The sequence below is a fragment of the Faucicola sp. SE7633 genome (assembly GCF_059264685.1).
The window spans coordinates 11,208-34,973 of the sequence record NZ_JCADBW010000017.1; the positions used below are offsets into that span (position 1 = coordinate 11,208).

Below are 23,766 nucleotides of genomic sequence, written 5' to 3' on the forward strand. Positions count from 1 at the left end.
TTTGTGGCAACATGGCGTCTTTTTGTCAAAATTTTAGCCAACAATACCTGTCGCGTCAAATACTTAGCCATCAGCTATTTGTGGATTTTAAGCAAATTTGGCACAAAATTTCTTGCCAAAAACGGTATAATAACCGCCCAAATCAGTTTTAGCAGTAACAAGAATAAGGTACGGCATGGCATTTGTGCATTCTGGTATTCACAGCGAATTTTCGATTACCGATTCGATCGTGCGGATTGGTGAGCTGGTCAAAGCCGCCAAAGCCGATGGGCAACTGGCGTTGGCATTGACCGATGCGTCTAATTTGTACGCCGCTGTCAAATTTTATCGTGCGTGTCTGTCGGCAGGGATCAAGCCTATCATCGGTGCTGAAGTGTTTGTTGATGATGACACGCAAATTGTTACCTTGCTGGCAAGCGACCAAACTGGCTATCGGCATTTGACCCAACTGGTATCGGTGGGTTATACCGATGGCAAAGTATTGGGCAAGCCGATTGTGCCGCGTGAGGCAATTTTTGCCAAACAAGCAGGCGTGATCGCGCTTTTGACCGAAAAATCTGCCGTCGGGCATGCGATGTTGGCAGGCAATGAAACGCGTGCCGATAGCTTACTAACACAGTGGCAGGCGGCGTTTGGTGATCGCGTGTATTTGGCGATTAAACGCACCCAACGCCCCCACGAGGATGTGTTTATTGAGCAAGCGCTGCGCATGGGCGCGGCGTTTGATGTGCCCATTATCGCCCACAACGATGTGCGTTTTTTGACTGCCGAGGACTTTGAGGCGCATGAAGCGCGCGTGTGTATTGCCAATTCGCACGTGCTTGCCGACCCCAACCGTCCGCGTGATTATTCCCCTGAGCAGTATCTTAAAACGCAAGCGCAAATGGCGCAGCTGTTTGATGACATGCCTGCGGTGATTGATAACACACTGGATTTAGCCAAACGCTGCAACGTTACTTTGTCATTGGGCAAGCCTGATCTGCCTGTGTTTCCTGTGCCCGAAGGTGAGACGATCGAGACGTTTTTTCGCCAAACAGCGCAGCAAGGGCTTGAGGCGCGGCTCGATAAGCTCTACCCGACTGACCAACGCGGTGATGACTGGGCAGCCGTGCGTAAGCCGTACGATGAGCGGTTGGATTTTGAAATCAACACGATTTTGCAGATGGGCTTTCCTGGTTATTTTTTGATTGTGATGGATTTTATTCGCTGGGCAAAAGCCAACGATGTGCCCGTGGGGCCAGGACGTGGTTCGGGGGCAGGCTCATTGGTGGCGTACGCGCTTAATATCACCGACCTTGACCCGTTGGCGTATGATTTGCTGTTTGAACGGTTTTTGAATCCTGAGCGTGTGTCGATGCCCGACTTTGACGTGGATTTTTGTATTGATGGGCGTGACCGCGTGATTGATTATGTCGCGCAAAAATACGGGCGCGATGCGGTGTCGCAAATCATCACCTTTGGCACGATGGCGGCAAAAGCGGTGGTGCGTGACGTGGCGCGCGTGCAAGGCAAATCGTATGGTTTGGCGGATAAAATCTCCAAACTCATCCCCAAAACCCCTGGTATGACGCTGGCAGAAGCGGTTAATCAAGAGCCGCAACTCAAAGATTTGCTCAATAATCCCGATAATTTGGACTATGAAGATGCCAATGAAATTTGGGAAATGGCGGTGCGCCTTGAGGGTATTACACGCGGTGTGGGTAAACACGCAGGCGGCGTGCTGATTGCGCCCACCAAAATCACCGATTACAGCGCGATTTATTGCGATGAAGACGGGCATCGCGTTAGCCAGTTTGACAAAGACGATGTCGAAGCTGTCGGGCTGGTCAAGTTTGACTTTTTGGGCTTGCGCAACCTGACGGTGATCCACGCCGCTGTGCGCAATATCAACAAACGCCTACAAGCACAAGGCAAGCCACCGCTGGATTTGGACACCTTGCCGCTTGATGACCCCGATGCGTATGACTTGCTACAGCGCACACACACCACGGCGGTGTTTCAGCTAGAAAGCTCGGGCATGAAAAAATACCTTGGCAAGCTGCAGCCGACCAACATTGAAGACGTGATCGCCATGTGTGCACTGTATCGCCCCGGCCCGTTGGATGCAGGCATGGTGGATATGTACATTGACCGCAAACATGGACGTGAAGAGGTACACTACGACCACGAGCGTCTTGAGCCGATTTTACGAAATACCTACGGCGTGATTGTGTATCAAGAGCAGGTCATGCAGATTTCTCAGGCAATGGCAGGCTATAGCCTTGGTGGAGCAGATATGCTGCGCCGCGCGATGGGTAAGAAAAAACCTGAGGAGATGGCAAAACAGCGTACCATTTTTGTCGATGGGGCGATTGCACAGGGCATTGACCAAGAGCTGGCAGGTGGTGTATTTGACCTGATGGAAAAATTTGCAGGCTATGGGTTTAACAAATCGCACTCGGCGGCGTATGGCGTGTTGGCATACCAAACCGCATACCTAAAAAGCCATTACCCTGCCGAATTTATGGCAGCGGTGATCAGCTCAGACATGAACAACACCGACAGCGTGGTGTTTTTTATCAACGATTGTCGAGAGAATTTTAAACTCACTGTAGAAAACCCCTCGGTCAATGTGTCTGACTGGCAGTTTGTGCCCAAAAATCACTCGACTATCACCTATGGCTTGGGCGGTATCAAAGGCGTGGGTGAATCGGCAGTTGAATCCATCGTACGGGCACGCACAAAAGGCGGTAATTTTAAAGATTTGTACGATTTTTGCCAACGTGTTGATACCAAAAAAGTCACCAAGCGCACGTTGGAGGCGTTGATTAAAGCAGGCTGTTTTGATGACATGGCAACCAACTTACGCGCTGATTTGCCTGCCGAACGTGGCTTTGATATTCGTGGCGCGTTGCTGGCGCAGATTCCGCACGCCATGCAAGCGGCCGAACAACAGCGCAACAATGACAGCATGGGCATTCAGGATTTGTTCAGCGATATTCAAGCCGTCACCGCCGCGCCACCTTTGCCGCGCACGCCCGTTTGGACAGAGGGCGAACGCCTAAAAGCAGAAAAAGACACGCTCGGCTTGTTTTTGACAGGTCACCCGATTGACGACTATCGCAAGGAGCTGACGCGCTATAGCAAAGCCACGCTTGGCAATTTGTCCGAAACCAGCTACGGCGAAACAACGATGTTTGCAGGGTTGGTGATGGACGTGGCAAACTTTGGCAACCGCTCGGTGATTTTGCTGGATGATGGTAGCGCGCGCATTGAAGTCAGCTGCTATGCCGAACGCTTTGCCCGTGTCAAAGACAAGCTTAAGCCTGATAGTGTGATCATCGTTGAAGGCAGCGTGCGCGAACGCGATGGCAAAACCTATGCCAGTTTGCAAGACGTTTTGACCTTGGCCGAGGCGCGGCGGCGCTGGCTAAAACGCTTGTCGGTACGCATTGCCAGCGATAACGTGGCGCTGCTCCATGAGCTGCAAGCCTTACTTGCGCCACACGATACCCAAGCGGCAGGCATTGCGCTGGGTTTGTCGATTTATCACAACTGCGCCCATGGTCAAATCGCCGCCGAATGCACACCGCCGCAGTGGCAGATTTTGCCCGATGAAGACACGATTGGCAAGCTTAAGGCGGTGGCAGGGCAAGATTTGCGGTGGGAGTTTGCTTAGTGACTTGCGCTGTCTGCCGTGCCATCGGCTGCCAGTAGCACGTTTTCGCTTAAGGCAACGGTGTGAAAACCGCCATCAACAAACAGTGTCTCACCCGTGATACCCGATGCCCATGGTGAGAGCAAAAATACCGCAGCGTTGCCCACCTCCTCGATGGTGACGTTGCGTTGTAGCGGTGCGATTTTGGCATTTGCGTCAAGCATTTTGCGAAACGACTTGATACCGCTGGCAGCAAGGGTGCGAATCGGCCCTGCCGAAATTGCATTCACCCGAATGCCGTCTGCCCCCAACGAACTTGCCAAATAGCGCACGCTGGCCTCAAGGCTTGCCTTTGCCAGCCCCATGACGTTGTAATTTGGCAGCACCTGTGTGCTGCCCAGATAGGTCAAAGTCAATAACGCCCCTTGGCGTTTGGCCAGTAGCTCGCGGCTGGCTTTGGCAAGCGCGATAAAGCTGTAGCTACTGATATCATGCGCGATGGCAAAACCCTCGCGCGTGGTCACCTCGGCAAAGTCACCGTCGAGCTGCTCGGCAGGGGCAAAGCCAATCGCATGCACCACACCATCAATGCCGTCACCCCAATGCGCTGCCACCTGCGCAAAACATTCGGCAATTTGCGCATCACAGGTGACATCACACGCCAGCACCTGCTCAGCACCAAACGCTTGTGCCGCAAGCTCAACGCGTTTTTTGATTTTGTCATTGGGATAAGTCAAAATCAATGCCGCGCCCTCACGGTGCAGCGCCTCAGCAATACCCCACGCGATGGACAACTTACTGGCAATCCCTGTGACAACAAAACGCTTGCCTTGTAATAACATGTTGTTTTCCTTGCTAAAATCTAAAAATGTATTGAAAATAAAAAGGCGGTTGGTGGACCGACAACGCTATGAATCAACGCGACCGGGTCTGGCGGTTACAAATTTCACTTTACAATTCGCGCCAAATCGTTAAGCTATAGCCACTTTTTGGCATTGCCGCGCGTTGTGCTGCCACAAAACCACGCGCCGCTTGCCAGTTTCACTGAATTTAAGCCAATAAAAACCCTTATCATACCATGATTGACCCGACGATTTATAGCCAGTTACTCACCGCGATGGGCGAAGACACCCAACGCGCAGGGCTGATTGACACCCCGACCCGTGCCGCCAAAGCGATGGAATTTTTGACCCAAGGCTACACGCAAACGCTGGATGAAGTGACCAATCAAGCACTCTTCCCAACCGACAACAACGAGTTGATTTTGGTAAAAAATATTGAGTTTTATTCGATGTGTGAACACCATTTGTTGCCGTTTTATGGTGTGGCGCATGTGGGTTATGTGCCCAATGGGCGCGTGTTGGGGCTATCAAAAATGGCGCGTATCGTTGATATGTTCGCCAGACGCTTACAAATTCAAGAAAACCTAACCCAACAGATCGCGCAGGCGGTGATGGATGTGACAGGTGCGCAAGGTGCGGCGGTGGTGATGGATGCAGCGCATATGTGCATGATGATGCGTGGGGTGATGCGCCAGCAAGCGCGCACGCGCAGCGTGGCATTGCTTGGCACGATTAAAACCGACCCACAGGCGCGGCAGGAGTTTTTGGCGGCGTTGCCGAGTGTGGACTAACTGATCACCTAATTTTTACCTTTTTGAATTTAAGAAGCTATGAATTTAGCAATCTTTCTTAGGTCTTAAGATTAAAACTCACTATCAGGGATAGTAGTTGTTTGCATATTACCATCTGCCACTTTATATAAAGTCATAGTAATATCGCTAAATTGCGTACCAGCATAGCTTTCAATTTCTTGAACTTCAAAGGGTTCGGATTTGGCTATTTGGTCAGTATCTAAGTCTTTATAACGAATATCATAATTACCTTTTGTTACGTCACGCAATATCAGCCCACCGTGTGCAGGTATGAAAAAATAGCGAACAGCTTTCGGTGTATCAACATCCAAGTAATACAACTTTCCAAAGATATCCGAATCATTTTGGGAATTATCAACTGTGATAGTTGATAGCCCATTAGTATTTAACTTGGGATAACCGTCAAGATGTTTCGGACGATTGGGAAAAGGTTTACCATTAGGTGCTAAACGGGTTTTAGAAACTTTAGGCTGCGGAGTATCAGCTTCAACCGACACATATTTTTGGTTATCAGATGATTGGCTAGTATTTAACATCGTTGAATCAGCGGTCAAAGCTCCGACATCCTCTACAATAGGAGCGGTTATTGGTTCTGGTTCTTTTTGACAAGATGAACGTAAAAAGATCAAGCCAATAATTAAAATTATAGTACTTGGAATTAAGAATTTCTTAACCATTGTAATCGATGTTTTCAACAACCCTACATATAAATTTTTGATGGACTTTCCAAATCTCTGAGAGCCTCTTTTTAGTGAACCACCAATATCGCCATAATTAACACTAATTGTAATATGTTTCTGAGATGCAACAGAATGGTTTTGAACTGTTGAATTCAAATTTTGTCTATCTAGCCAAGCGTCATATTCTCTACGCTGTATTGGATCTGACAATATTTGATAGGCTTGATTTAACTGCATCATCATATTGTTGGCAAATGTTTTATCTGTCGCACTAGCAAAGGCAAATTTGTCAGGATGATATTTTTGTGACAGAGTTTTGTAAGCGGCCCGAATAACCTCGGGCGGCGCACTTCTTGAAACATTCAAAATGTCGTAGAAATTTGGCGGCTGCATAAAACGTTACTCTAAGTCTCTAAAAAATATAACGTAACATTTTTTACCCAAAAGGACAATTCAGAACAACTTTACTGTAGCACAAACTCACGCAATGCCAGTACTTTATCACGCAGTTTGGCTGCTTCTTCAAACTTCAAATCGCGCGATAACTGTTTCATTTGTTTTTCTAGGCGATTAATTTCTTTTGCCAACAAGTCAGGTGAGCGCAAAATCTCGATATCAACATCAGGAAACGCGTTGGTTGTTGTGATGACTTGGTTGTCATTGACCGCTTCGATCTCGCCTGTGTCAATTTTATCGGTAATCTGACGTTTGGCAGACGTCGGCGTGATGCCGTGTTCTTTGTTGAAGGCGATTTGCTTGGCGCGGCGGCGTTCGGTTTCTTCAATCGCTTTGTGCATGCTCGGCGTGATGGTGTCGGCGTACAAAATCGCCTTGCCATTGACGTGGCGGGCAGCACGTCCGATGGTTTGAATCAGTGAGCGCTCAGAGCGCAAAAAGCCCTCTTTGTCCGCGTCAAAAATCGCCACAAGGCTGACCTCGGGCATGTCTAAGCCCTCACGCAGCAGGTTGATACCCACCAACACATCATGCACACCCGTGCGCAGCTCGTGGATGATTTTCATGCGCTCAACAGTGTCGATGTCCGAATGCAGATACGCCACTTTGATGTTGTATTCTTTGAGGTAACTGGTTAAATCCTCTGCCATGCGTTTGGTTAGCGTGGTAATCAGCACGCGTTCATCCTTGGCTTTGCGCAGGTTGATTTCTGACAGCACGTCATCAACTTGGGTCAAAACAGGACGAATTTCAATGACAGGATCAACCAAACCCGTTGGGCGCACAACCTGCTCAACGACTTGTTCGCTGTGCTCAAGCTCATACTGCGCTGGTGTTGCCGAAACAAAAATCGTCGCAGGCGCGATACGCTCCCATTCTTCAAACATCATCGGGCGATTGTCCACCGCCGATGGCAAACGAAAGCCGTAATTCACCAAGGTTTCTTTGCGGCTGCGGTCGCCTTTGTACATCGCGCCAATTTGCGGCACGGTGACATGGCTTTCATCAATAAACAACAGCGCGTCGGGCGGAATATAGTCAAATAGCGTTGGCGGCGCTTCACCTGCCGGCCGGCCCGACAGATGGCGCGAATAGTTCTCAATGCCATTACAGTAGCCTAGCTGCTGAATCATCTCAAGGTCATACTGTGTGCGCTCCTTGATACGTTGGGCTTCTATCAGCTTGTCATGGGCGCGAAAATACTCTAAGCGCTGCGCCAATTCCTCTTTGATGGTTTCAGAGGCGCGTTCAAGTTTTTCGCGTGGGGTAACGTAATGCGATTTGGGGTAAATCGTCACGCGCGGTACGCTGCGCACGGTTTTGCCTGTCAAGGGGTCAAACCATGCGATTTTTTCAATTTCATCGTCAAACATGCTGATACGAACGGCCAGCTGCTCAGACTCAGCAGGGTAAATATCAAGCGTTTCACCGCGCAAGCGATACGTACCGCGGCCAAAATCCAGCTCGTTGCGCGTGTATTGTAGCTCAACCAACCGCTTGAGCATGGCGGTGCGATCCACACGGTCACCAACGACGATGTGCAGTAGCATTTTTAGATAGCTTTCGGGGTCACCCAAACCATAGATCGCTGATACCGAGGCGACAATGATCGCGTCACGGCGTTCTAGCAAGGCACGGGTTGCCGATAGGCGCATTTGGTCGATGTGGTCGTTGATCGCGCTGTCTTTTTCAATAAATGTGTCAGAGGCAGGCACATACGCTTCGGGCTGATAGTAGTCATAGTAACTGACAAAATACTCAACGGCATTGTGCGGAAAAAACGCTTTAAACTCGCCGTATAGCTGGGCGGCTAGGGTTTTGTTGTGCGCCATGATGATGGTCGGGCGTTGGCACTCGGCAATCACCTTTGCCATGGTGTAAGTTTTGCCTGAGCCTGTCACACCAAGCAATAGCTGCCCGTGCATGCCTTGTTCTACGCCTTTGACTAATTTGGCGATGGCTTGCGGCTGGTCGCCTGATGGCGCAAAATCGGTGACCATCTCAAAGGCGCGGCTAGAGATTTGCGTGCCACTGGCGTTTACGCCTGTGATTTGGGCGGCTTCTTGGATTTGGCGAGACAGTTGGTTGAGTTGGCGTTCAGAACGTGAGCTTTGGGGTGGTCGCATGGTCAATCTTCTTATACTATCAAACTGGTAGGCATTTAATGGGGGTTTTAGGCGCGTTTAAAAGGTGGTAAAACACAAAATCGGTTGTGGTATGATAGGTCGGTGGCAAGCACTTGCCAACTTGGTGCGATCGCCGTACGCTTGCCTTTAGCATTCAATCGATGCATTGATCAATTAAAAAACCACACTTATTCTGCCAATCGAGACATAACCCATTTATGACCACCCTACACCTACCCGAGCCCTTGCCACAACTGCTTGAAGCCTACTTGCGGCAAGCGCTGCCCACGCCTGTCACACTTGACCCCGATGTTATCGCCTATCGCTGGCAGACGCGTCCCACGGGCGGTGGTGAGCTGATTGCGCTAAATATCGCCTCAAATCTGACGCTTGCGGACTTACTTGGCATTGACACACAAAAAACCAAGCTGGTGCAAAACACGCGCCAGTATCTGGCTGGGTTGCCTGCCAACCATGTGCTGATGACAGGCAGCCGCGGTGCAGGCAAGTCGTCGCTGATTCGCGCGTTGCTCAATACCTTTTATCATGATGGCTTGCGGATGATTGAAGTGGCGCGTGATGATTTGGTGATGCTTGAGCCGATTCGCCAAGCGGTGATTGAGCTGGGTAAACGCGTGCCCAACCACGGTTGCCGTTACATTGTGTACTGCGACGATTTGGCATTCAACGCGCAAGATGAGAACTACCGTACGCTCAAAAGTATTTTGGACGGTGCGCTTGATTCAGAGCAAGACCAACTGCTGGTCTATGCCACCAGCAATCGTCGCCATCTATTGCCGCAGCTGATGAAAGACAATGTCAGCATCTACAATGGGCAAACCGATGAAGTCAATCCGTATGAAACGATTGATGAAACCGTGTCACTGTCTGACCGTTTTGGCTTGTGGCTGACCTTCCACCCCATGCCGCAGGCGCAATATTTGGCGATTGTCGGGCATTATTTGGTGCGTGCAGGGGTGGCGTTTGATGAGGCAGCGCAGGCAGCGGCTTTGACGTGGGCAAGCACGCGCGGCGGACGCTCGGGACGGGTGGCATTTCAGTTTAGTCGGCATTGGATTGGGCAAACGCGCTTGGGTCATGCCGATGCGGTAAATTGATTTTTGGCTAAATGGCCGCATTGAGAAGCTAAACACTTGATGAAATCTAAGGTTTAGCATGTCTCAATTACCTTTTAACCCCGTTGTGCAATCTGCAGGCGTCCCCGATCTGGATCTTAGCCGCGATGCGCTGGCCGCACGTGAAGCCCGTCGCGCCAAGCTACAACGCCAAGCGCAAGATATCGTTGCCATTGCCACGCTACAAAGTCATTCTGCGCTTAATTGCTTGCATAAAATCAACGTGGCAGGCGGCACGACCGAAAAAGCCTACCGTGCGGTCAATCAGCGCATCATCGATGACCAAGACGCGCACGGAGCGTATCACGCGATTGCAATGGCGCAAACCACGCCCGATTTGCCGTTTGATGTGCCTGTGCTGCTTGATATTGTGCTGGCGCGTGGCGATGGCGATTTGCAGCTACGTACGCTCAAGCTGTTTGATAGCCAGCCTGTCAATGCCGAACCCATCGCCCGTATTGAGCAGGCGATTTTGGCGGCAGGCGATAAGCCAACGATTGCGGCATTGCAAGCGCATTTGGCAGGGCGGCAGGCCATTTAATCCCGCTACCTCCCGCTACTTATTATTGCAAGACCTTAACGTCCAACTGGGCGTTAAGGTTTTTTATGGTCGCTTTGATTGACGGTTAGCACACTACTGGCAACGAAACGTGATGGTGTATTCATAATCATCATCGCGCGCGATGGTGGTTTTTTTCATGCCGACGATACCACCCAACACGCCGATGGCTTGGTCTGCCACGCGTCCCATGTTTTCATCCAGCACACCGTTGTAGCGGTAGGTGTCTGATAGCACAATCGGTGTGCGGCGGCGGCATTGCTGGCGCGCGTAGTTGAGCGCGTTGGTCTGGGCTGCGACTTTGGTTTTGCCAAGCCCTGTGGTTTCTAGCACGTTGTTGGCGCGTTGGATGACAGGCACGGCGGTTTGGGTGGATTGGCACGCGCTAAGCCCCATAACGCACGCCAAGGCAGGCACGGCAGCGGCGATTTTTAACAACGGGTTGTTTGGTTTTGACATAGCAACATCCTGACTTTAAACTGCGCTTAGTGTGCCCAAATTCCCCACAATGCGCAACCTTAGCCCAGCCGCGCTTACAATTTTTAAAGCGCAGGCAATCATGCAGCCAATGTCATCGCGGTATATTTGCCGTATTGCCCTAGCTATTTTGGGCAAAATTCGCTAGGATGTTGCTAAATTTTTGCAAATTGCCAAGGCGTTTTTGCCGCGCCAAATTGCGCAGCTTGGGCTATTTTTTGCGCCAAAACGAATAACACACATCAACCTAATGGATTTAAAGGACATCTATGCTAACCGCACCCCATTCGATATTAATTGACGCGCCTGCTGGCAAGCTTGAGGTGGATGCGCTGTGGCACGCTGACCAGCCCCAAGGCACGGCGGCGCGTGTGGCGTTGTTGTGCCATCCCAACCCCGTCGAGCAAGGCACGATGATGAACAAGGTGGTGACGACGATGTACCGCTTTGCGCGTGATGCAGGTATGCACGTGGTGCGCTTTAATTTTCGCGGTGTCGGACGCTCAACGGGCAGCTACGGGCATATGACAGGCGAGATTGACGACGCGCTGGCGGTGCTACGCTGGATTGGGCAGCAGACTGACGCGCGCCAATTGTGGCTGGGCGGATTTTCGTTTGGTGGTTATGTGGCGATGCGCACCGCAGAGCAGGTGGCACAAGATAGCGCATTTGCTGACTTTCGCTTGACGGATTTGGCTTTGATTGCGCCATCGATTGAAAAACATCCGATCGATGCGGTGCGCCTGCCTGCCGATAAGACATTTTTGATTTATGGTGAAAATGATGAGTTGGTCGCGCCCGACGCACTGGCAGCCTTTGGCGAGCGGTTTGGTATTCGTGCGCGTGTGTTTGCCGATACGGGACATTTTTTTCATGGCAAATTGGGTGAGCTTAAAACCACGCTTGAAGAATTAAGTTCGATTAACGGTTAAATTGTATTTGACAGACCATCAAAATTAGGAAAACACCTTGCACGCCAATAGCCCCTTACAGCGTTATGAAGCCGCTTTACAAAGTGGTGCGTTTCAGCCCGATGCCCAGCAGCGCCAAGCGATGACGTATTTGGACGGCATTTATCATGCGCTTTTAGCCAATCGCAACAAAAAATCAGGCTTGTTGAGTTTTTTTAAGCGTGTTGAGCCGCCCAAAGGTCTGTATATGTGGGGCGGTGTGGGGCGCGGCAAGACGTGGATGATGGATATGTTTTTTGACGCGCTGCCAGCCGATGGCAAGCTGCGGATGCATTTTCATCATTTTATGCAAATGGTCAATCGGGAGTTGCACAGCTTACAAGGGCAAGCCGACCCACTTGAGACAGTCGCCGATCGCATTCATCAAGACGCGCAAGTGATTTGTTTTGATGAATTTTTTGTGTCAAATGTATCGGATGCGATGATTTTGGGCGATTTGTTTGGCATGTTGTTTGCCCGTGGTATCACACTGGTGGCTACGTCAAACATCGCGCCTGATGGCTTGTATAAAGACGGGCTGCACCGTGACCGCTTTTTGCCAGCGATAGCGGCGCTGGAGCGTCATTGCGTGATTATGAATATTGACAGTGGCGTGGATTATCGCTTGCGCCTGTTGCAGCAAGCTGAGTTGTATGTGTCACCGCTGACGGCTGATAACGCTGGGTGGTTGGCACAGCGGTTTGACGCACTGACCAACAACCAGCCTGTGACGCGTGAGCCGCTGACGATTAACGGGCGACAAATCACGGTGCATGGCTACACGCAGGATGTGCTGTATGTTGAGTTTCGTAGCGTGTGTATGCAGCCGCGTTCTGCCAGTGACTTTATCGAGCTTGCCAACCGCTTTGCCACCGTACTGGTAGATAATGTGCCTGCGCTCAATGACAACCTCGCTGATCCAACGCGGCGATTGATTTATTTGGTTGATGAGTTTTATGACCGCCGTGTCAAGCTGTTGGTGCGCGCCGAGCAGTCGATTTTGGAATTATACCAAGGCACAAAACTGGCGTTTGAAATCGAGCGTACGCGCTCACGCTTGCTTGAGATGCAATCAACGGATTATCTACAAGCTGAGCACCGCGTCGCCCAAAGTGATTTGCAAGACCAAGTGATTTAAAGGACATCGGTATGTATTCGATCCATCCCGAGCGGCATTTTAGTGAGCGCAACAACTGGCTGCGTGCGGCGGTATTGGGCGCAAATGACGGGCTGATCTCCACTGCCAGCTTGTTGATGGGTGTGGGGGCAGCCCAAGCCGATAGCCATACCCTACTTTTGACAGGGCTTGCGTCACTGTGCGCAGGCACGGTGAGCATGGCGGCAGGGGAATATGTGTCGGTGTCGTCACAGTCGGACACACAAAAAGCGGACTTAGCCAAAGAAAAATACGAGCTGACCCACAACCCCGAGCGCGAATTGGTCGAGCTGACACACATCTATACCCAACGCGGCTTGTCGCCAGCATTGGCGCATGAGGTTGCTGTTGCCTTGACCAAGCATGACGCGCTTGAAGCCCATGCGCGTGATGAAATGGGTTTGACCGAGACGGCAGAGGCCAATCCGCTTCAAGCCGCCGTGGCATCGGGCCTGTCGTTTACGGTGGGCGCGATTTTGCCGATTTTGTGCGTGTGGCTATTGCCGCAGGGTGATTTACTGATGGGGCTGGCCGCGGCAACATTGATTGGCTTGGCGTTGCTAGGCTGGCTATCGGCTTATCTAGGCGGTGCTAAGCCATTGCCTGCGATTGTGCGCATTGTGGTGTGGGGCGCGCTGGCGTTGGGTATCACCCATTTGGTTGGGCGGTTGTTTGGCGTGGATGCTGGTTAGAGGTAACACAATACACCAAAAAATATGCTTAAATTATATTGTTTATCAAGTGCTGTTGTCGTTAAGCTGATAGTCATTTGATCAGTGATTGCTTAGGATGCCTATGATGACTACCATACTTGCTGTTTTGCTGTTCATTGCTGCCTTGGTTTGGCTTTGGTATTTTATCAAAACCTTAATTATCATCTTTAGGCACAGTGTTTTGATGGGTATTTTAGCCGTGCTATTCTCTCCGTTGGTGCATATTATTTGGTACTTATCCAACAAGGATCGACTGATGACCAATGAGCGGCTAGTCTTTAGCCGTTTCTTTATCGTTTATGCCATCGCGCTTGTCTTAGGCTTTGCGTTTGGCTATTCGTATATGCCAGATGTGGTAGCCACCACCGCACCCAGCACACAGCTATAAATTCGGCTAAAATATGCTATTATTTTTGTCACTAAAACTGATTCAACCCAAACCTGATAAAACTTAACTAACCACCATGCATACCGATGAATTTTTTGATTTGATTGCCTCACGTCGTTCGATTGGTAACCTCAATGCGCCTGCGCCCAGCCACGCGCAGGTTGAACGCGCTATCAGACTTGCCTACACCGCGCCCGACCACAAATGTTTGCAGCCGTTTCGCTTTATCGTGCTAGAGGGCGATGCGTTGGCGCGACTGGGCGATACGCTGCACCAAGCTATGCTTGATACGGGCGAAACCGATGCCAAAGCCTTGGACAAAGCGCGCAATATGCCTTTGCGCGCGCCAATGGTCATCACCTGCGTCACCGCGTATCAAGACCACCCCAAAGTACCACCGTATGAGCAGCTGCTGGCAGCAGGCGCAGCGGTACAAAATCTGCTGCTGGCTTTACATGTGATGGGCTTTGGTAGTGTGTGGCGCACAGGCGCGTTGGCTGACAGCGCGGCAGTCACGCGGTTTTTTGATTTGGATGCTAACAACCGTGTGGTAGGCTTTATTTATGTCGGCTCAACCGATGTGCAAATGCCTGCGCGCGCGCCGCTGGATTTAAGTGATTTGCTGGATTATTGGGCATAATCGGTTTTGATTGAGCCCAAACCCAGCCCGTTGGCTCACTTGTATCATTTTGATTACAATTTTACCACCCGACACCTTAAAAAGAGCAGCCACCATGCCAAAAGCCATGCGATTTTATCGAGGACGTTTTAGGTGCACGACAATTTGCCTGAGCCGCTGGCGCAAGAAATTTTTAAGACAATGCCAAGCCCGTGCCAGAGCCGCGCGGTGCATTTCATTTTGCCGATTAGATGACATCATTGCCAAAGGATTGCCATGAAAAAGCCCCAACTGCCCACACTGGTAGAAAACCTAGAAAAACTTTCGGCAAATCGGCAAAAAGCCAGCAAACTCTTTGCCGACGTGCTTGACAAAACCGTCAAAAAAGTCAAAGCCGATGAGACCACGGACGATACAGACGCGATGACAGCGGATGCTGACAATGCGCCTGCACGTGTCAATACAGGCAGCGCCCTGCGTATCACGGTGTTGGGCGGTGGCAGTTTTGGCACTGCCATGGCAAATTTGGCAGCCAAAAACGGGGCACAAGTCACGCTGTGGGTGCGTGACAAGCGCAGCGTACGCGCCATGCAAAAAACCCGTATCAACAAAAAATACCTGCCCGATTTTGTGCTGGATGATGGCTTGGTGTTTAGCCATGATTTAGCCAGCGCGGTACAAAGCTGCGATATCGTGTTTGTCGCTGTGCCCAGTAGCGCGTTTCGTGAGACCATCCAAAAAATCGCCCCATTAATTAGCGCGCAAGCGGTGGTCTCTTTAACCAAAGGCATCGAAAAAGACACCTTCGCGCTGATGAGCGATATCATCCGTGAGGAGCTGCCCAACGTGGCGTTTGGCGTGATGAGTGGCCCAAACCTTGCCAAAGAAATCATGAACAATATGCCATCGGCAACGGTCATCGCCAGTGAATCCGAAGCCCTGCGCCATGCTGTACAACACGCATTACACAGTGCGTTTTTTCGTGTGTTTGCCAGTGATGACGTTATTGGCGTTGAGCTTGGTGGCGCACTCAAGAATATCTATGCCATCGCCATGGGCATGGCGGCGGCGTATGACATCGGCGAGAACACCAAAGCCATGCTCCTGACGCGCGCACTGGCAGAAATGAGCCGCTTTGGCGTACAAACGGGTGCTAACCCCTTGACGTTTTTGGGGCTATCGGGGGTGGGCGATTTGTACGCCACCTGCTCCTCAACGCTAAGCCGCAATTATCAAATCGGCAACATGCTTGGCAAAGGCATGAGCCTTGAGCACGCGGTCAAAAAATTGGGGCAAACCGCCGAGGGTATCAACACCATTGCCCAGGTCAATGACAAGGCAAAAAAATCTGGCATTTATATGCCGATCACCCATGCGTTGTATGATATTATTTATCAAGGGCAAGCACCGCTTACCGTCGCGCTCAATTTGATGGAAGCAGGGTTTCGTAGCGATGTTGAGTTTGTCATGCCGCACCAACCCATCGCCGCGCCGCGTTTTTAAGGCAAACATCATTCACCAAAACAATCAATAGGTCAGTTATGCAAATCATTTTGGTCAGACACGGTGACGCAGGCGCGTACACCCAGCCCGACAGCGAACGCAACCTATCCGAACTTGGCAAAGCCCAAGCCCAACAAACCGCCGACTGGCTAGCGGCACACCATCAACCAACGCTGTTTATCCACAGCCCGTACAACCGCGCGGCGCAAACTTGCGAGATTTTGCACAATGCGTTGGTAAACGCCAAGAACGTGCCTGTGTGGGTCAATGGTGACATCACACCCGATGACGATGCCAAACAAGCGGTGAATTCATTGACCGCCCAGCTAGAGCAAATTGATAACCTTGCAGACGCGTGCGTGGTGGTGGTGTTTCATATGAATATCATCGCCAATGTCACGGCAATTTTGTCAGGCAGCGAGCCAGATGACTTTAGCCTTGCCGAAGCGCGCGTGTTGCACACCGAGGTGTTCGCGCCTGACCTTGCCGAATTGGTCGCGCGCTTTGTACCGCAAGTTTGAGTTTGTCAGCAAGGAATCATGAAGCGGTGATACACGTTTGGCAACCCAATCCAAATGCGGCGTTGCGCGTTTGGCAGGCAACCACGCAAACTTGGCAAGCGGCCGACAGCTGGCAAGAGGTCAGCGCGTTGGCGGCATTGCAAGATAACAAAAACCGTAGCAAGTCGGTATGCTTGTACTTTCCTAGCGTGTATTTGCTACAACTAGCCGTCGAACTCAGCGCGCAGCAGCTTAAAACCTTGGGCGAAAATGGGCGGCGGTATTTGTTTGAGGACAGTAGCATTGGCGGTGTCGATGATTTAATCATCAAAAGCCGCGCGTATGCCCGCCCAAGCGACAAAGCTGCGCCCTCATCCAGCCCGCCAACGATAGATGACAAAGGCGAGCATCAAGCCGACACCGCGCCAACCCCAGACGCGCAAACGCTATTATACGCCTTGCATGATGCTGACCGCGATGCTTGGCTGGCGGCTGCGTCTTTGGCAGGTATTGATATCAACGCGATGTTGCCTGATTTTGTCTTGTTGCCAGCTGTGCCAGATACTGACCCAACAACCCATGCCGCGGTATGGTATCAAGACGCTGATACCCAGCTTTTGACCTACACCCTGCCCCACGCGCCCCAACCGACGGGGTTGGCGGTCAGCCATTTGCCCTTGGCTTTGGCAAAACTAAACTTAAGTCGGCTGTATGTTTGCGGTACGCTTGATGAGGCGATGCTAGGCACGCTGGATATCGCTTATCAACCATTGGCAGAGCCGCCGCACCCTGTGGCAACGCCGCTGCGTCACGCGCTGAATTTTGCCCAAGCCACCCGTGAACGCGGACTATCGGCGTATGCCAAAACCATTTTGGCAGTGAGCGCGCTGGCACTCATCACAAGTTTAACGGTTGATGGGATGCGCCTGTGGTACTACCAAAAGGCGCAAAAACGCGCACAGGCCATGCTCACCACGCAATACCGTGACTGGTTTCCCAATGAACGCCTCAATCCGCGCCTATCGGTGCAGCGCCAACTGGCAGGCAAATTGGTCAATACACAAGCTTTGCCATCTGCAAGCCTGCTAGGAACGTTAAGCAGCGTTGCGCCGATTTTGCAGCAAAATCAACTGGTTGCTGAACAGCTTAACTACCAAAACAACAACATTCAGCTGACATTGGGCGCGCCAAATATGGATCACGTCAATCGTGCGGTGGCAGCATTGGCGGCACAAGGGGTCAAAGCCAAACTTGGCAATGCCAGTCATGCGCCTGTATTCGCGCCCAGTGATACGCCAAACAACCCTGTTGCCCCCGATACCCCCAACACGCGCGCAACGCTTGAGATTCAACTCTAATTTGGTCTTTATTTTGGTTTAATTCGCTTTATGCCTGTCATGCCTGCTAAGCTTTCGTTTCGCTCACCCCTTGCGCCCGTCGGTGCTGCCCTACAACGCACGGCCGCGCCACTGCGCCAACGCTATAGTCAGCTAGCACCACGCGACCAAATCGCCTTGGCGGTGCTGACGGTGTTTTTGTTAATTTTGGCCATCGGGCTTGGTGGCTGGACACTGCACCAGCGTGCCAATGCGCGTGAAGCCGCGTACAACAGCACGTTAAATGACTTGTTTTGGCTACGCAGCCAAGCCAGCAACATCAATCCCAACCAAAGTAGCCCCCAAGACCTGCAAACAGCCGTGCAAGAGGTGCTAGCAGGCGCAGGTATAGACGCGCAAATCGCGCCCAATGCCGATGGTGTGGAAGTGGCGTTTCGTCATGGGCAAACGCCTGTGATCAACAACGTGCTTAACCAGTGGGTGCAGCGTGGGCTTGTGATTGAGCGTTTGCAAATCACTCAAACCGCACCTGACGCGCTAAGCGTGCAGGCACTGCTTAAACAGCCGCAATAAAAAAACCTGCTTGGCAAGCAGGCTTTGTCATCGCATCATCTAACCGCGTCAAAGGTTGGTATCAACGCTGGACCCACTGACGGATTTTTTCACGTTCGGCAGGGGTGGCTTTAAGCCATAGGTTCATGAACTGGTCAAGCGTGTCCATATTGGCAGGGGTGGCAGCGGCGGTATGGGTATTGCTGGCCACCGCTGTGCTGGTGTTGGCAGCTGTCGGATTTGACTGCCCTAAAGCAGGAATGCTGCTGCCCGATTTGCCTTCTAGCGCGTCGATGGTTTGTTGATTAGACGCTACCGCGTTGCTGCTTCCACCAAAGATGCCGCCCAACGCTGAGCTTAGACCGCTAAAAATCCCACCTTCGCCACCGCCTTGCGCCTGCTGGCTGGCGATGGTTTGGCTGTTGCTATCCACCAAGGCAAGCGTGGGTTTTTTGGCATAGTCTTTGGCGCGGCTGTAGGCTTCAGGCTGATTGGCCATGACCAACGTGTAGGTGCGGTTATCTTGCAGCTCAACGGGAATACTGACGTTGTCTGAGCGCAAGATATCGTGCTCATCACCGCGCAGATCATACAAACGTTGGTATTTGGCCGTGATGACGTGTTTACCGGGTTCTAGCGTGAACGTGCGCGTGGGGTCGCGGAACATACTGGTTTTAACCTCTTGCCCGTTGATTGCGGTGACCACCACATTATCACCGACGTTTAGCGTCACCTGCGCGACAGCAGGCGCACTGACCGCCGCTAAGCTGATACAGGCGGCAACACGCAAGCCGTTTGACACTTTTTTGACACGCATCAATTTAACACTCATAAAACTTCCTTGGTATGCAATTAAAGTTTGATTACTCAATCCGCTGGTTACAAAAAATGTAGGGTTGTCAGTCAGGGCGCTTGATTGCTGACAAGGCATGTTTGGTAAAAATCTTTGCACAAAACAATGCCACGGGTTTAAAAATCCAGCCAATCCCCCTGCGCGTTGTGGTCTTGTTCGGGTGTTAAATCGCGCAATTCATCAAGCAACGTGCGTTCATCAATCAGTTTCATCGCCGCTTGCACCTTGGCCTTGGTCACGTGCACGCGCTCAAGGTTGGTGAACATCGGCTGCACAGCTGCCAACACCTCAAGCATTGCCCCAATGCGCTTGGGACCTTCATCAAGCAAGTAGTCGGTAATGCGTGGATCAAATTGCCAGTTGCGCCGCTTGAGCACTGCCTGCAAAATCAGCGCGCGGTCACTGCGCTCATTGCCCGTTGGCAATGGCACCAACAGCGATTTTGCCAACCGTGATGTTAAATCCTGCAAGCTAAGATCAAGCTGCCCAAACGGCTTACGGCTGGCAAATACCAACAAAACCTGTTCATCTTGTCCACGCTCGCGGCTGCGGTTGATAAGATGAAAAATCGCCTCTTGCCAACCTGCGTGCCCCTCGATGGCATCGATGTCATCAACGGCGATGACATCCATGGTTTCAAGCCCACCTACCACTTGTGGATCAAGCCCAACCAGCTCGCGCATGGACAGGTAGATCACCGATTTACCCAGCTCGCGAAACGATTCGCCAATGGCGGCCAACAGGTGTGATTTGCCCGTATCCGCCTCGCCTTGTAGGTAGAGCTGATTGACCAAGCCAACATGCGCTTGTCGCACCGCATCAATCACGGACAGCCAGCCTGGCCCCGCAAAATCGCTCAAACTTGCGTCTTGTTTGATGTATAAGTCTAGGCTAAGTTGGCGCTGCGTCATCGCTGGTGGTTGTTCCTCGCCCAACGCAATTTTACAATGTGAATCGACTTGTTATTTATTCACCGCGTGTTGGCCGTATTGGCACAGCCATGGCGGATTATGCGTTGGCAATTTGCGGTTATTATACCAATTTTGGCAAGCAAAGATAGCATGGCTAGCCATCGGTGTGCAAATTTTTGTCATTCAGCAAGCATCAGACCTACCACCCAAGCCTTGCCAGTGCTGACAAACTTGCGTATGATACGCGTAACGTTTTGACAAATAAACCATTATGTTATCTCATTTGCCACCAAATTCTTTTGCCGTCTGTCGTTGGTTGGGCGTATCTGCCGCTGCGTGTGCTGTTGTTTTGACAGGGTGCGACCGTATCAACGCGCCTGCCAACACCAACAGCGACGCATCGTCTGTTACCCATGTGGCGCGTAACCGCACGCCCACGGCGAGCACGACCGCCGCACCTGCGCCACAAAATGGCGATGTCATCATTGCTGATATGCCTGCCACGCTGCCACCTGCGGTGGTGGGGCTCAAAAAAGCGGATTTTCCTGTGTATTTAGAGGGTGTGCCCAGCCTGCTGCATCCTATCGTGCCGTCTGTGTCTGCACAAAGTAGCTACACCAATGCCAAGCGCGGCAACACGCCTGCCAACTATTTTCAGCAAACCGCGCCTTATACCTTTAGCGCGAATGTGTATAATCTGGTGTTTGAAAACATCAAAACCCGTAGTGCCAAGCGTTTGTTTTCCCAAGACAATTATTTAATCAAATCCGTGTTTTATCCCTATGTGGATGGGGCAAAAACACCCAGCGACGCGCTTGCCAATGACCCGACTCGTGCTGCGGACACAGCCAATCTGACCACCCCAACAGACAAAAAACTGCTCGGGCATTTTATTTATGAAGTCAAAGAGTTGCCCGACGACAACGACAGCAAAACCAACATCGATGACCAGCTGGCGCTTTACATGAGTGATGACACGGGCAATCATTTGACCAAACTGCACCCGATTGACCAGTACGTCAAAACTACCTATTGGCTGCCAGAGGTGCAGCGGTTTTATTTCACCACCCAAGCCGATACCAACGGCGATGGGCTGATTAACGAAAATGACCACATTTATAATTATGTCATTGATTTTGCTGCCACGCGTGACGCGGTCAATGGCTACCGCGCGCCGACGGTGCTGGCGTACAATTACAACCCGTAACCCTCTGATTTAAGATAACCTATTGTAAAAAAGCCATTTTAACAAATAAGCCGTGCGCACGTATCTGCCTACGGGCTTAGGCAAGCGGCGCACCGCGATTTTTTATCACCACGGCATTGACCGTATGTTTCCCAGTTTTTTCTCAACAAATAAAAAATCCCGTGTGATAACGGGATTTTTTATGGCTCAAGCAAATGACTAGACTGTAGTCTTATAGCTTGCTGGTCAATTCTGGCAAGACATCGAAAATATCGCCTTCTAAGAAGTAATCTGCCACTTGTGAAATTGGCGCTTCTGGGTCGTTGTTGATGGCGACGATGACTTTAGAGTCCTTCATCCCTGCCAAGTGCTGAATCGCACCTGAGATACCTGCTGCGATATACAAGCTGGGTGCGACGATTTTACCCGTTTGACCAACTTGTAGGTCATTGGGTACATAGCCTGCATCAACCGCTGCGCGTGATGCGCCCATTGCCGCGCCCAATTTGTCCGCCAATGGCTCGATGTATTTGGTGAAGTTCTCACCGCTACCCAGTGCGCGTCCGCCTGACACGACGATTTCTGCTGAGGTCAATTCTGGGCGGTCAGATTTTGCCAACTCTTCACCCACAAAGCTTGACTTGCCTGCGTCGCCACCTGCGCTGATTTCCTCGATTTGTGCCGAACCGCCTTGCGCTGCTGCCGCATCAAACGCAGTACCGCGCACGGTGATGACTTTTTTGGCTTCGGTGTCTTTGACAGTGGCAATGGCGTTGCCTGCATAAATTGGACGCTCAAAGGTTTCTGCGTCGATCACGGCTGTGATGTCTGATACCATATTGACATCTAATAGCGCGGCCACGCGTGGCATAAAGTTTTTGCCTGTGGTGGTGGCTGGGGCAATAATATGGCTGTAGTCGCCTGCCAATGACACGACCAACGCGGCGATGTTTTCGGCAAGTTGGTTTTCAAAGGCGGGGTTTGACGCGCACAGTACGCGGCTTACGCCTGCCACTTGGCTGGCTTGTTGGGCAACGTCTTGGCAGCCATTGCCTGCTACCAATACGGTGATGTCACCGCCAATTTGGCCAGCTGCGGTGACCGCGCTTAAGGTGGCTTTTTTTAGCTCTTGGTTGTCGTGCTCGGCATAGACTAAAATGCTCATGTTGGAATCCTTTTCAAATATCAAATATTAAAATCTACACGTATTGGGTTTGTTGGGTCTTAGATGACTTTGGCTTCATTTTTTAGCTTGTCAATCAATTCATCGACTGAGCCCACGCGCACGCCTGCTTGACGCTCAGCAGGTGGGGTGACCTTGACCACTTGGATGTTGGCATCCGTGCTAACGCCATAATCAGCGGGCGTTTCTTCATCGAGTGGCTTTTTCTTGGCTTTCATGATGTTAGGCAGCTTGATAAAGCGCGGCTCGTTTAAGCGCAAGTCGGTGGTGATGACGGCTGGCAATGGCAAGGCAACGGTTTGTAAGCCGCCGTCGATCTCACGGGTGACGGTTGCTTTGCCGTCGGCGATTTGTACTTGAGAGGCAAAGGTCGCTTGCCCCACATCAAGCAATGCTGCCAACATCTGCCCTGTTTGGTTGTTGTCATCGTCGATGGCTTGTTTGCCCAAAATCACCACATCGGCGTTTTCTTGCTCGGTGATGGCTTTTAGGATTTTGGCAACTTGTAGGGGGCGCACGGTGTCATTGGTTTCAACCAAAATACCACGATCTGCGCCCATCGCCATCGCGCTGCGGATTTGTTCTTGCGCTTCTTTAGGGCCGATTGAGACAACCACGATTTCGCTAATCACACCTGCTTCTTGCAAGCGCACCGCTTCTTCAACGGCAATTTCATCAAATGGGTTCATGGACATTTTGACGTTGGTCAGCTCAACGCCTGTTTGGTCAGCTTTGACCCGAACTTTAACGTTATAATCCACAACACGCTTCACGGCGACTAATGCTTTCATAGCTTCCTCTTTGCTCTTAATTAAAAAAAACAAAACCTATGGCAGGTTTTTTGTGATTAAATAAAACATTCGCTCACGGTGGTCTTGATTTTACACAAGTTCACCGCGGCGTTCAAATAGCCAATCGTGCGCCCGTTGCGGTTATTTTATGCGTCCCTGTATCTTACCTAAAGTCTATGACATAAAATGTGTGCGCCGCAAAATCGGCTTGCCCATGCAGTGCCGCGCTGGTTGGTCACGGCTGATGACCTACAACCATTTAGCTGCCTTATGTTGCGCTAACTGACGCGACAAATCAAGGCTTGGCGGTGAATCCTAAGTCATGGTTTTGTTGATATTTTGCTAATTTTGTGCCGTAAAATGACTTGACAAGACTTTTTTTAGGTGTCATATCTGCCA

The 23,766-nt window shown here is 51.1% G+C and carries 22 protein-coding genes; 14 read left to right on the forward strand and 8 right to left on the reverse strand.

Translation table 11 applies throughout. From position 1 onward, the window contains the following. Positions 1–175: 175 nt before the first annotated feature. Entirely contained in the window at positions 176–3,658 is a 3,483-nt protein-coding gene (gene dnaE / locus AC5L4R_RS07405; protein WP_494473294.1) for a DNA polymerase III subunit alpha, read from the forward strand. Here the strand turns inward: dnaE and AC5L4R_RS07410 are convergent. Beyond that, on the reverse strand, positions 3,655–4,479 hold the full coding sequence (locus AC5L4R_RS07410; RefSeq protein ID WP_494473295.1) for an enoyl-ACP reductase FabI: 825 nt from the start codon (positions 4,477–4,479) through the stop codon (positions 3,655–3,657). The genes dnaE and AC5L4R_RS07410 overlap by 4 nt on opposite strands. Before the next feature lie 236 nt (positions 4,480–4,715). Between AC5L4R_RS07410 and folE the strand changes: the two genes are divergently transcribed. After that, positions 4,716–5,270 carry a GTP cyclohydrolase I FolE gene (gene folE, locus AC5L4R_RS07415; protein WP_494473296.1) on the forward strand — a complete coding sequence of 185 codons (555 nt, stop codon included), beginning with the start codon at positions 4,716–4,718 and terminating at the stop codon, positions 5,268–5,270. A gap of 71 nt (positions 5,271–5,341) precedes the next feature. Here the strand turns inward: folE and AC5L4R_RS07420 are convergent, their stop codons facing one another. Together AC5L4R_RS07420 and uvrB are read right to left on the reverse strand one after the other, a co-directional pair. Then, complete coding sequence (locus tag AC5L4R_RS07420) at positions 5,342–6,364, reverse strand: J domain-containing protein (protein ID WP_395143978.1); 1,023 nt, start codon at positions 6,362–6,364, stop codon at positions 5,342–5,344. Positions 6,365–6,435: 71 nt separating this feature from the next. Then, positions 6,436–8,553 (reverse strand): excinuclease ABC subunit UvrB, encoded by a 2,118-nt coding sequence (gene uvrB / locus AC5L4R_RS07425; RefSeq protein ID WP_494473297.1) that lies wholly within the window; start codon positions 8,551–8,553, stop codon positions 6,436–6,438. A gap of 218 nt (positions 8,554–8,771) precedes the next feature. Here uvrB and AC5L4R_RS07430 point away from each other — a divergent pair, with 218 nt between their 5' ends. Continuing rightward, positions 8,772–9,671: an ATP-binding protein gene (locus AC5L4R_RS07430; RefSeq protein WP_494473298.1), complete on the forward strand. Its 900-nt coding sequence runs from the start codon at positions 8,772–8,774 to the stop codon at positions 9,669–9,671. 58 nt (positions 9,672–9,729) lie between these two features. Further along, positions 9,730–10,230: a hypothetical protein gene (locus AC5L4R_RS07435; RefSeq protein ID WP_494473299.1), complete on the forward strand. Its 501-nt coding sequence runs from the start codon at positions 9,730–9,732 to the stop codon at positions 10,228–10,230. Positions 10,231–10,323: 93 nt separating this feature from the next. Here AC5L4R_RS07435 and AC5L4R_RS07440 read toward each other — a convergent pair whose 3' ends face one another. Next, positions 10,324–10,707: a hypothetical protein gene (locus tag AC5L4R_RS07440; protein ID WP_494473300.1), complete on the reverse strand. Its 384-nt coding sequence runs from the start codon at positions 10,705–10,707 to the stop codon at positions 10,324–10,326. Positions 10,708–10,994: 287 nt separating this feature from the next. Between AC5L4R_RS07440 and AC5L4R_RS07445 the strand changes: the two genes are divergently transcribed. The 9 genes from AC5L4R_RS07445 to AC5L4R_RS07485 all read left to right on the forward strand — a co-directional run bounded on the left by AC5L4R_RS07445 (position 10,995) and on the right by AC5L4R_RS07485 (position 18,464). Next, entirely contained in the window at positions 10,995–11,657 is a 663-nt protein-coding gene (locus tag AC5L4R_RS07445; protein ID WP_494473301.1) for an alpha/beta hydrolase, read from the forward strand. 37 nt (positions 11,658–11,694) lie between these two features. Further along, positions 11,695–12,813, forward strand: a complete 1,119-nt coding sequence (gene zapE / locus AC5L4R_RS07450) for a cell division protein ZapE (RefSeq protein WP_494473302.1) — start codon at positions 11,695–11,697, stop codon at positions 12,811–12,813. An 11-nt stretch (positions 12,814–12,824) separates the two neighbouring features. After that, positions 12,825–13,523 (forward strand): VIT1/CCC1 transporter family protein, encoded by a 699-nt coding sequence (locus AC5L4R_RS07455; protein ID WP_494473303.1) that lies wholly within the window; start codon positions 12,825–12,827, stop codon positions 13,521–13,523. A 103-nt stretch (positions 13,524–13,626) separates the two neighbouring features. Then, complete coding sequence (locus AC5L4R_RS07460; protein WP_494473304.1) at positions 13,627–13,932, forward strand: hypothetical protein; 306 nt, start codon at positions 13,627–13,629, stop codon at positions 13,930–13,932. A gap of 76 nt (positions 13,933–14,008) precedes the next feature. Then, positions 14,009–14,572: a nitroreductase family protein gene (locus AC5L4R_RS07465; RefSeq protein WP_494473305.1), complete on the forward strand. Its 564-nt coding sequence runs from the start codon at positions 14,009–14,011 to the stop codon at positions 14,570–14,572. A 255-nt stretch (positions 14,573–14,827) separates the two neighbouring features. Further along, positions 14,828–16,054: an NAD(P)H-dependent glycerol-3-phosphate dehydrogenase gene (locus AC5L4R_RS07470; RefSeq protein ID WP_494473306.1), complete on the forward strand. Its 1,227-nt coding sequence runs from the start codon at positions 14,828–14,830 to the stop codon at positions 16,052–16,054. Positions 16,055–16,092: 38 nt separating this feature from the next. Further along, positions 16,093–16,575 carry a phosphohistidine phosphatase SixA gene (gene sixA / locus AC5L4R_RS07475; RefSeq protein ID WP_494473307.1) on the forward strand — a complete coding sequence of 161 codons (483 nt, stop codon included), beginning with the start codon at positions 16,093–16,095 and terminating at the stop codon, positions 16,573–16,575. 26 nt (positions 16,576–16,601) lie between these two features. Next, the gene (locus AC5L4R_RS07480) at positions 16,602–17,912 is read left to right on the forward strand and encodes a type II secretion system protein L (RefSeq protein WP_494473308.1); all 1,311 of its coding nucleotides are present in this window, start codon (positions 16,602–16,604) and stop codon (positions 17,910–17,912) included. A 39-nt stretch (positions 17,913–17,951) separates the two neighbouring features. Continuing rightward, entirely contained in the window at positions 17,952–18,464 is a 513-nt protein-coding gene (locus AC5L4R_RS07485) for a type II secretion system protein M (RefSeq protein ID WP_494473309.1), read from the forward strand. A 61-nt stretch (positions 18,465–18,525) separates the two neighbouring features. Here the strand turns inward: AC5L4R_RS07485 and AC5L4R_RS07490 are convergent, their stop codons facing one another. Further along, positions 18,526–19,275, reverse strand: coding sequence for a DUF2057 domain-containing protein (locus tag AC5L4R_RS07490; RefSeq protein WP_494473310.1), 750 nt, complete (start codon positions 19,273–19,275; stop codon positions 18,526–18,528). A gap of 137 nt (positions 19,276–19,412) precedes the next feature. Further along, positions 19,413–20,207 (reverse strand): DnaA ATPase domain-containing protein, encoded by a 795-nt coding sequence (locus tag AC5L4R_RS07495; RefSeq protein ID WP_494473311.1) that lies wholly within the window; start codon positions 20,205–20,207, stop codon positions 19,413–19,415. 271 nt (positions 20,208–20,478) lie between these two features. Here AC5L4R_RS07495 and AC5L4R_RS07500 point away from each other — a divergent pair, with 271 nt between their 5' ends. Next, a complete protein-coding gene (locus tag AC5L4R_RS07500; RefSeq protein WP_494473312.1) occupies positions 20,479–21,414 on the forward strand; it encodes a hypothetical protein in 936 nt (311 codons plus the stop codon). Between the two features lie 211 nt (positions 21,415–21,625). Here the strand turns inward: AC5L4R_RS07500 and AC5L4R_RS07505 are convergent, their stop codons facing one another. After that, on the reverse strand, positions 21,626–22,558 hold the full coding sequence (locus tag AC5L4R_RS07505; protein ID WP_494473313.1) for an electron transfer flavoprotein subunit alpha/FixB family protein: 933 nt from the start codon (positions 22,556–22,558) through the stop codon (positions 21,626–21,628). A 59-nt stretch (positions 22,559–22,617) separates the two neighbouring features. Beyond that, positions 22,618–23,367 (reverse strand): electron transfer flavoprotein subunit beta/FixA family protein, encoded by a 750-nt coding sequence (locus tag AC5L4R_RS07510; RefSeq protein ID WP_494473314.1) that lies wholly within the window; start codon positions 23,365–23,367, stop codon positions 22,618–22,620. Between the last annotated feature and the right edge of the window lie 399 nt (positions 23,368–23,766).

Excerpts from the sequence above, each read along its gene's own strand:
- dnaE (WP_494473294.1), top strand. The coding sequence starts at position 176 with ATGGCATTTGTGCATTCTGGTATTCACAGCGAATTTTCGATTACCGAT.
- AC5L4R_RS07410 (WP_494473295.1), bottom strand. The coding sequence starts at position 4,479 with ATGTTATTACAAGGCAAGCGTTTTGTTGTCACAGGGATTGCCAGTAAG.
- folE (WP_494473296.1), top strand. The coding sequence starts at position 4,716 with ATGATTGACCCGACGATTTATAGCCAGTTACTCACCGCGATGGGCGAA.
- AC5L4R_RS07420 (WP_395143978.1), bottom strand. The coding sequence starts at position 6,364 with ATGCAGCCGCCAAATTTCTACGACATTTTGAATGTTTCAAGAAGTGCG.
- uvrB (WP_494473297.1), bottom strand. The coding sequence starts at position 8,553 with ATGCGACCACCCCAAAGCTCACGTTCTGAACGCCAACTCAACCAACTG.
- AC5L4R_RS07430 (WP_494473298.1), top strand. The coding sequence starts at position 8,772 with ATGACCACCCTACACCTACCCGAGCCCTTGCCACAACTGCTTGAAGCC.
- AC5L4R_RS07435 (WP_494473299.1), top strand. The coding sequence starts at position 9,730 with ATGTCTCAATTACCTTTTAACCCCGTTGTGCAATCTGCAGGCGTCCCC.
- AC5L4R_RS07440 (WP_494473300.1), bottom strand. The coding sequence starts at position 10,707 with ATGTCAAAACCAAACAACCCGTTGTTAAAAATCGCCGCTGCCGTGCCT.
- AC5L4R_RS07445 (WP_494473301.1), top strand. The coding sequence starts at position 10,995 with ATGCTAACCGCACCCCATTCGATATTAATTGACGCGCCTGCTGGCAAG.
- AC5L4R_RS07455 (WP_494473303.1), top strand. The coding sequence starts at position 12,825 with ATGTATTCGATCCATCCCGAGCGGCATTTTAGTGAGCGCAACAACTGG.
- AC5L4R_RS07460 (WP_494473304.1), top strand. The coding sequence starts at position 13,627 with ATGATGACTACCATACTTGCTGTTTTGCTGTTCATTGCTGCCTTGGTT.
- AC5L4R_RS07465 (WP_494473305.1), top strand. The coding sequence starts at position 14,009 with ATGCATACCGATGAATTTTTTGATTTGATTGCCTCACGTCGTTCGATT.
- AC5L4R_RS07470 (WP_494473306.1), top strand. The coding sequence starts at position 14,828 with ATGAAAAAGCCCCAACTGCCCACACTGGTAGAAAACCTAGAAAAACTT.
- sixA (WP_494473307.1), top strand. The coding sequence starts at position 16,093 with ATGCAAATCATTTTGGTCAGACACGGTGACGCAGGCGCGTACACCCAG.
- AC5L4R_RS07485 (WP_494473309.1), top strand. The coding sequence starts at position 17,952 with ATGCCTGCTAAGCTTTCGTTTCGCTCACCCCTTGCGCCCGTCGGTGCT.
- AC5L4R_RS07490 (WP_494473310.1), bottom strand. The coding sequence starts at position 19,275 with ATGAGTGTTAAATTGATGCGTGTCAAAAAAGTGTCAAACGGCTTGCGT.
- AC5L4R_RS07495 (WP_494473311.1), bottom strand. The coding sequence starts at position 20,207 with ATGACGCAGCGCCAACTTAGCCTAGACTTATACATCAAACAAGACGCA.
- AC5L4R_RS07500 (WP_494473312.1), top strand. The coding sequence starts at position 20,479 with ATGTTATCTCATTTGCCACCAAATTCTTTTGCCGTCTGTCGTTGGTTG.
- AC5L4R_RS07505 (WP_494473313.1), bottom strand. The coding sequence starts at position 22,558 with ATGAGCATTTTAGTCTATGCCGAGCACGACAACCAAGAGCTAAAAAAA.
- AC5L4R_RS07510 (WP_494473314.1), bottom strand. The coding sequence starts at position 23,367 with ATGAAAGCATTAGTCGCCGTGAAGCGTGTTGTGGATTATAACGTTAAA.